The following is a 707-nucleotide window of genomic DNA, read 5'->3' on the forward strand; positions in this document are numbered from 1 at the left end:
GCCGGACGCGCGGCGATCGACCCGCGCATCCTGTTTGCGCTGTGGCTGTACGCCACGCTCGAAGGCGTGGGCAGTGGACGCGAGCTGGCGCGGCTGACGCGCGAGCACGACGCCTACCGCTGGATCTGCGGCGGCGTGTCGGTGAACTACCACGCGCTCAACGACTTCCGCTCGGGCAACGAGGCGCTGATGGACGAGGTGCTGACGGCCAACGTCGCGGCGCTGGCGGCCGCAGGCGCGATCAGCCTGGAGTGCGTGGCGCAGGACGGCATGCGGGTGCGGGCCGACGCAGGCGCGGCGTCGTTTCGCCGTCAAGCCAGTTTGCAGCAGCACCTGGCCGAGGCGGGCGAGCTCGTGCGACAGACCAAGCAGCGGGCCAAGGACGATCCTGGGGCGAGCAGCCGCCGCGCGCAGGCCGCGCAGCAGCGTGCAGCCCAGGAGCGCGAAGCACGCATCCAAGCGGCGCTGGAGCAGCTGCCCCAGGTGCAGGCGGCCAAGCTGCGCAACGGCGACAAGGCCGAAGACGCTCGCGCCAGCACCAGCGATGCCGACGCACGGGTGATGAAGATGGGCGACGGCGGGTTCCGGCCGGCGTACAACGTGCAGCTGGCCACCACCTGCAAGGACCAGGTCATCGTGGGCGTGGCGGTGAGCAACGCCGGCAGCGACATGGGGCAGATGGCGCCGATGGTTGAGCAAGTCAGCGC

General features: G+C 71.3%; 1 protein-coding gene. It reads left to right on the forward strand.

What is annotated here, in order from left to right:
• A partial coding sequence (locus DRV96_RS17820) for a transposase (protein WP_162911150.1) occupies window positions 1-707 on the forward strand: 707 nt, incomplete at both ends.

This window comes from Azohydromonas sediminis, from assembly GCF_003574675.1.
GTDB lineage: Bacteria > Pseudomonadota > Gammaproteobacteria > Burkholderiales > Burkholderiaceae_C > Calidifontimicrobium > Calidifontimicrobium sediminis.